We start from the raw sequence: 678 nt of genomic DNA, 5'->3' as shown, positions 1-678 counted from the left end.
ATGAAGATCCTCGTCCCCGTCAAGCGCGTGGTGGACTACAACGTCAAGGTGCGTGTCAAGGCCGACGGCAGCGGCGTCGACATCGCCAACGTCAAGATGAGCATGAACCCCTTCGACGAGATCGCCGTCGAGGAAGCGGTGCGCCTGAAGGAGAAGGGCGCCGCCACCGAGGTGATCGCCGTCTCCTGCGGCGTGGCGCAATGCCAGGAAACGCTGCGCACCGCGCTGGCCATCGGCGCCGACCGCGCCATCCACGTCGAGACCGATGCCGAGCTGCAGCCGCTGGCGGTAGCCAAGCTGCTGGCCGCGCTGGTGGCGAAAGAGCAGCCGGGCCTGGTGATCCTGGGCAAGCAGGCGATCGACGACGACGCGAACCAGACCGGCCAGATGCTGGCGGCGCTGAGCCGCCTGCCGCAGGCGACCTTCGCGAGCAAGGTGGAAGTCGCGGGCGACAAGGTCGAGGTCACGCGCGAGATCGACGGTGGCCTGGAGACCTTGAGCGTGAGCCTGCCGGCCATCGTCACGACCGACCTGCGGCTGAACGAGCCGCGCTACGTGACGCTGCCCAACATCATGAAGGCGAAGAAGAAGCCGCTGGAGAACGTCAAGCCGGCGGATCTGGGGGTGGACGTGGCGCCGCGCCTGAAGACGCTGAAGGTGGCCGAGGCTGCTTTCATC

Annotated in this window: 1 protein-coding gene; it reads left to right on the top strand. The window is 67.3% G+C overall.

Translation table 11 applies throughout. The features are described 5' to 3' along the window. A partial coding sequence (locus C6P64_RS17400; protein ID WP_105749795.1) for an electron transfer flavoprotein subunit beta/FixA family protein occupies positions 1–678 on the top strand: 678 nt, incomplete at its 3' end.

Origin of the sequence: Malikia granosa, from assembly GCF_002980595.1 — a bacterium.
GTDB classification, from domain to species: domain Bacteria; phylum Pseudomonadota; class Gammaproteobacteria; order Burkholderiales; family Burkholderiaceae_C; genus Malikia; species Malikia granosa.
The sequence above is the reverse complement of the archived record's forward strand: the minus strand, read 5'-3'. Positions and strand labels throughout refer to the sequence as shown.